Source organism: Acidiphilium sp. (genome assembly GCF_049977125.1).
GTDB lineage: Bacteria > Pseudomonadota > Alphaproteobacteria > Acetobacterales > Acetobacteraceae > Acidiphilium.
On record NZ_JBMFGY010000163.1, the window covers coordinates 1 to 5,638 of the forward strand.

The 5,638-nt window shown below is 57.0% G+C and carries 5 protein-coding genes; all 5 read left to right on the plus strand.

The window, feature by feature from the left end; translation table 11 throughout:
* The first annotated feature begins 121 nt into the window (after positions 1-121).
* A complete protein-coding gene (locus tag ACP5E6_RS15710) occupies positions 122-1,186 on the plus strand; it encodes an IS630 family transposase (RefSeq protein ID WP_427955616.1) in 1,065 nt (354 codons plus the stop codon).
* Between the two features lie 258 nt (positions 1,187-1,444).
* Positions 1,445-2,497 carry an ABC transporter permease gene (locus ACP5E6_RS15715; protein WP_427955619.1) on the plus strand — a complete coding sequence of 351 codons (1,053 nt, stop codon included), beginning with the start codon at positions 1,445-1,447 and terminating at the stop codon, positions 2,495-2,497.
* A 22-nt stretch (positions 2,498-2,519) separates the two neighbouring features.
* Positions 2,520-3,563, plus strand: coding sequence for a substrate-binding domain-containing protein (locus tag ACP5E6_RS15720; RefSeq protein ID WP_427955621.1), 1,044 nt, complete (start codon positions 2,520-2,522; stop codon positions 3,561-3,563).
* Complete coding sequence (locus ACP5E6_RS15725; protein ID WP_427955623.1) at positions 3,548-4,336, plus strand: ATP-binding cassette domain-containing protein; 789 nt, start codon at positions 3,548-3,550, stop codon at positions 4,334-4,336. Before ACP5E6_RS15720 ends, ACP5E6_RS15725 begins: the two co-directional genes overlap by 16 nt.
* A gap of 576 nt (positions 4,337-4,912) precedes the next feature.
* A partial coding sequence (locus ACP5E6_RS15730) for a TolC family protein (protein ID WP_427955625.1) occupies positions 4,913-5,638 on the plus strand: 726 nt, incomplete at its 3' end.

A 5,638-nucleotide genomic window follows, 5' to 3' on the forward strand; every position in this document is an offset into this window, starting at 1 on the left:
GTTTGGCAGTAATCAAGGCCAAATATAAAACGGGCGCTATTGCCTTTCTTGCTTATACCCCGACTCTTCGAGAATCCGTTTTAGGCTTGCCAAACGGCCCGAGAACGATTCTGGTGTAGTGATGAAGCAGCAAGGTTTTCTCGACGATGAATCGCGACGCGACCTGATTGAGTTGGCTCGGGATGGGTCGGCGGCGCATCGGTTGGCACGCCGTGCGAATGCTTTGGTGCTGCTGGATACCGGCATGAATTTCGCGGCGGTCGCCAAGGTCCTGCTGCTGGACGAGGATACGATACGAACCTGGCGGTTGTTGTACGAGGAAGATGGCATCGATGGTCTGGTCAGCTTTGGCTACGAAGGTAGCGCCTGCCGCTTGGACGACGAGCAGCAAGCCAGGCTGATCACGTGGATCACCGAGACCCTGCCGCGTTCGACGCGCGCGATTGGCGCCTGGATTGCGGCGGAGTTCGGCATTGAATACCAGAGCCGCTCCGGCCTGATCGCGCTCCTGCACCGGCTCGGCATGGAGCATCGCAAGCCGCGCGCGATATCGCGCAAGCTCGATCCCGAAAAACAGGCTGCATTTATCAAGGCGTACGAAAATCTGCTGAACCAGCTTGCAGATGATGAAGCGGTTCTGTTTGGTGATGCGGTCCATCCGACCCACGCGGTGCGTCCGGTTGGCTGCTGGTCGCCGAAAGACGTACCGGTCGCAGTGGAACAGAGTAGCGGGCGGGATCGTCTGAATATCCATGGCGCGATCGACCTTGAAACCGGCCGGACGGTCATGAAGGATGTGCTGACGGTGGATGCCGCGAGCACGATCATGTTGCTGATGGCGATCGAAGCGATGTACCCCGGCAAGCGCTTGATCCACGTCTTCCTCGACAACGCCCGATACCATCACGCCAAATTGGTCCAAACCTGGCTGGCGCGGACAGATTGCCGGATCAAACTTCATTTCATCCCGCCGTATTGTCCGCATCTCAATCCGATTGAACGATTGTGGGGGCTGATGCACAGGCACACCACCCACAATAAATGCTACGCCAGTTTCAAGGATTTCAGCATCGCAATGTTGGATTTCCTGCGCAGCGACGTACCCAAAAACTGGACTACCTGGTGTGATGCGGTCACCGATAATTTTCGTATCATAAACCCAACGAAATACCGGATTCTGACTTGATCGGGGTATATAAGGGCCGATTATGCCGCCAACCTTGCCGCTTGTTCGATCGCGACCCTCGTAAATCACATCTCGTCCTATCAACCTGGCAAAGTCCCCAGTTCATCTGAATGAAAGAGAATGATTGAGATTATGCGTGCAACGCGCTGATCAGTGAGCGATCGATCACATTCGGTGGAGCAAGGTTTTATTGATTGACCCGGGAAGGCAATGGGTCAATAAACTTTGGTAAAGATTAAAATCAGTCTGAAAGATGCCATGGGGGAACAGCCGTCTCAGACTCGTTCGAGCGATCCGTCGCAAAGCACAGACGTGCCCGAGATATCTGCGCCAGGGCGCGTTCGGCGTGTGGTCGACTTTCTTCTCCTGCCATGGACCGGCGTCCTGATCGCATTGGTGGCAGTTTCTGGCTGTCTCAGTGTCGCTTCACCGTATTTTCTCAGCACCAGCAACATAATCGGTACTGTCGCAGTTTATTTTTCCTGGATCTGCATCGCCGGATTCGGCGAGGCAATGGTAATGATCGGCGGCGGGCTCGACCTATCGGTTGGTTCTACAATGGGTCTCGCAGGGATGATCTCGGCGTTGGTGCTGTCGTCGGGCTTGGGACTGCCGCTGGCAGCTCTGGCCGGGCTGGCCGCAGGTGTTGGTGTCGGCCTAGCCAATGGTCTGGTGATCACCCGGATCGGATTGAACCCTTTCATCACCACACTCGGCTCGCTCAGCATAGTACGCGGCCTTACCTTCGGCGTGGTGCAGGGTATGGCGGTAACGCCACCGAACAATGCCTCTGGCACGCTATTCTCGGCCCTCGGAACAGGCAATATGTTCGGAATTCCCAACCCAGTTCTGATCATGCTCGGGCTCGGGGTTGTGATCTATGTTTTGATGACGACAACGCCGTTTGGTCGCCATGTTTATGGATTGGGCGGCAATGAGCAGGCTGCGCGGCTTCTCGGACTCAACGTAAATCATCTGAAAATCAAGCTTTATGTCGCCTCGGGAGTTCTGGCCGCGATTGGCGGGATGCTACTTACTGCCAAGGCCGGTACCGCGTTGCCGGATGCGGCGACGGGCTACGAGCTGAAGGTGATCGCCGCAGTAATCATCGGTGGCACCAGCCTCGCCGGTGGGCGTGGTACGATTCCGGGCGTGCTCATCGGTGCGGCGCTGCTCGGGGTGATCAACGACGGCATCGTTCTGCTCGGCATGGCCGGTTACTGGCAGCAACTGATCACTGGAGTGGTGATCATTGTCGCCGCGTCGATTGATATCCTGCGTCGCCGATTAGAAAGATTGCAGATTACCTGAACAACAATCAAGGAGGACATCGATGGCCAGTCATGAAATCATCCAACCAACCCGCCGTACCCTGATCAGGGGAGCTGGGGCCACCGCATTGGCGGGACTCGCCATGCCGGCAATTGCCCGTGCAGCGAAGCGTTACAGCATCGCTGTGGTTCCAAAATCACTCGATAATCCGGTATTCTACACCGCCCATTACGGTGCGATGCAGCGCGCGAAGGAACTTGGGGATGTTGATTTGATCTGGACGGCTTCGGCGACATCGGATGCAAGTCAGGAAGCCGAGATCATACAGAATTTGATCACCCGCCATGTTGATGGCATGGCGATCGATGCCAATGCGCCACAACCCCTTATCGCACCGATCAACGAGGCCGTGGAGAAGGGAATTGTCACCATCACATGGGATTCGGATGTTCCAGGTAGTAAGCGCGAAGTTTATTACGGTGTCGATAACACCAAAATGGGCGCGCGAATGGGCGAACAGGCGCTCAAGTTTATGGGTAAGCCGAGCGGCAAAGTGATTCTCGTTTCGGGCGGTCCTGGGGCAACAAATCTGAATGCGCGGCTGGCCGGCGTGAAGCAGATGATGGGCAAGCACAAGGGGATTGAGTTCCTCGGCCCGTATTTTGACGATGACGATCTGACCAAAGGTCAGGAACTTATGAACAATCTGCTCACAGCGCATCCGGACGCCGGGGCGATCGTCAACGTGGCGGCGGTGGCGTTCTTCGGCAAGGTCGCTGCGATGCCAAAGCTGATCTCTAATCACGGCAAGGTAAAGATTATCGGTTCCGACGTATTAGCGCCTGAAATTCCGCTCGTGCAGAAAGGCTATGTGCAGGCGCTGGTCGGTCAGGACTATTGGGGATGGGGGTATCAGACCGTCACGATTATCCATAACATGCTGACCAACAAGAATTGTCGTTATCCAAAGCTGGTACCTCAGCACATGCCGGTTGTCACCAAAGCCAATGCCGATCACTGGGCGAAGATCTGGAAGGAAGCGGCGACACCAGCAGGGGCGGCGCGGGCTTTCAGGGAGGCACCGGTCGGGTGCATGGCTACGTAACGATGCCGGATGCGGTCCTGAGCTTACACGGCATCCGCAAACACTACGGTGCCGTACGGGCACTCGATGGCGTGGATTTTGGGATCATGCCCGGTGAGATCGTATCGCTGGTCGGTGACAACGGGGCGGGTAAATCAACCCTCGTCAAAATCATGTCGGGCGCGGTGCAACCAAGCGCCGGGCAGATCCGCTTCGATGGCGTGCCGGTGATATTTGAGTCACCGCACGATGCACGCGACGCCGGTATCGAAACCGTCTATCAGGATCTCGCCGTAGTGCCGGAACTCGACGCCGAGGCCAATCTGTTCCTCGGCCGCGAATGGACCGGCACTGGAATGCTGTCGCGCTTCTTTCTCGACCGCAAACGAATGCGCGAGGCTGCGGAGGCGCATATCCGTTCACTAAAGGTCAATCTCAAATCTGTGCATCAGCCGGTTGGGCTGCTGTCCGGCGGGCAACGGCAGAGTGTTGCGGTGGCGAGATCAATTTTATGGGGGCGCAAAGTGATCATTCTCGACGAACCAACTGCGGCGCTAGGTGTCAGGGAATCGCGCGGCGTTCTCGATCTGATTTTGGAATTACGGGCGCGGAATTTCGCCGTTCTGATGGTCAGCCATTCGATGCCACATGTATTCGAAGTATCAGACCGGATTTTCGTGTTACGCCAGGGGCGGGGTATCGCCGTAGTCGACCGTCACCGCACCACGATGAATGAGATTGTCGGGCTGATCACCGGGATCCCGGTCTCGGCGGATATGATTGCTGCGGGATAAAAGGGTGCAACGACGGCGAAGTCGCGATTTTCGGCGAAAACCCTGCTCGCATCTACTGCAAGGCCGTCGGCTCGGCCCCTCTCACGCCATTCCGAAGCATGTAAGGCGAAATGACCCGCAAAGACTTGGGGTGGCACCCATTAGTCGGACGGATTGCAGAGGCTCCGATTTTTTGGACAGGTTTTTAAGCTGAAGTTTTCACTAATTCGAATGCAAACTCCCTGTATTTATTGACAACGTTTCCGATCTGCTCGAACAGAACGACGAATGAGCAACACAGCGCGCCCGATACATGACACTGGAAACCATCGCGCCAATTAGCGATACTGCGCTCATCAGAATGCCAGCACTGGCAGCCTGAACACGCAGCCAATGATGCTCGGGATATCGCTCCTACACCACGTCATGGGGCACGATCTCCTGAACCTCCCTGGTAACAACCGGATAAGCAAAGATGTTACATTGTGATGACACTGAACTCCTCACGCGCTACTCCATATGACAGGGCAGGTAAGTCTGGCTGACCCTCCGTCGATAAGGCACCGTGGCGGCCATCTCAAACAGGATGGCTTCCGGTTGTCCGGGCTCGCTGCCCTTGCTCTGCTCAGTCTTTTGACGGCGTGCGACACCAAACCCGTGACCAGGATCGATCTTGGGACAACCGCCCAAAGCCTTCGGGCACGCAGCCTAACCAACGAACGGCTGGACCGGTTTCTCGCAACCATGGGCGAGGGGCGGCATCCGGCGTGGAACATGCGGACGCTGGCGTTGGTCGCACTTTATGAACGGCCGAACCTGCCGATTGCCAACACTAATTACTTTGCGGCCCAGGCCGGCGTGATCACGGCTTTGGAAATCCCCAACCCGAAACTCAGTCTGAATACCGCTTACAATGCGACGGACTTCATTCCAAACCCGTGGAGCATCGGCCCGACGGTTACTTTTTTGATCCGTAACTTTTTCAGCACCCACGCGCGGGCCGCCGCAGCCCGCCAGCAGGTGGTGGCCGCGCGGCTGGCCATTTCAAGTGCCGCCTGGGTCGAATGGGGCGATGTTTATCGCACATTTTCCGGTCTGTGGGCCGCCCGGCAATTCTTGGTGCTGGCCAACGACCAGGAGCGGCTCGCAGGCGAGATTTATCAGGCAACGCTGGAACGCTACAACGCCGGCGCCGCCTCGGCCACGGCGCTCAATCTCGCCGAACTCGCCATGCAGAAAACCGCGTTTGCCGCCAGTACCGCGGTTTTGAACGTGCGGGTGGCACGAACCGCGCTGGCCAGTGCCGTCGGCTTGCCGGTGCGG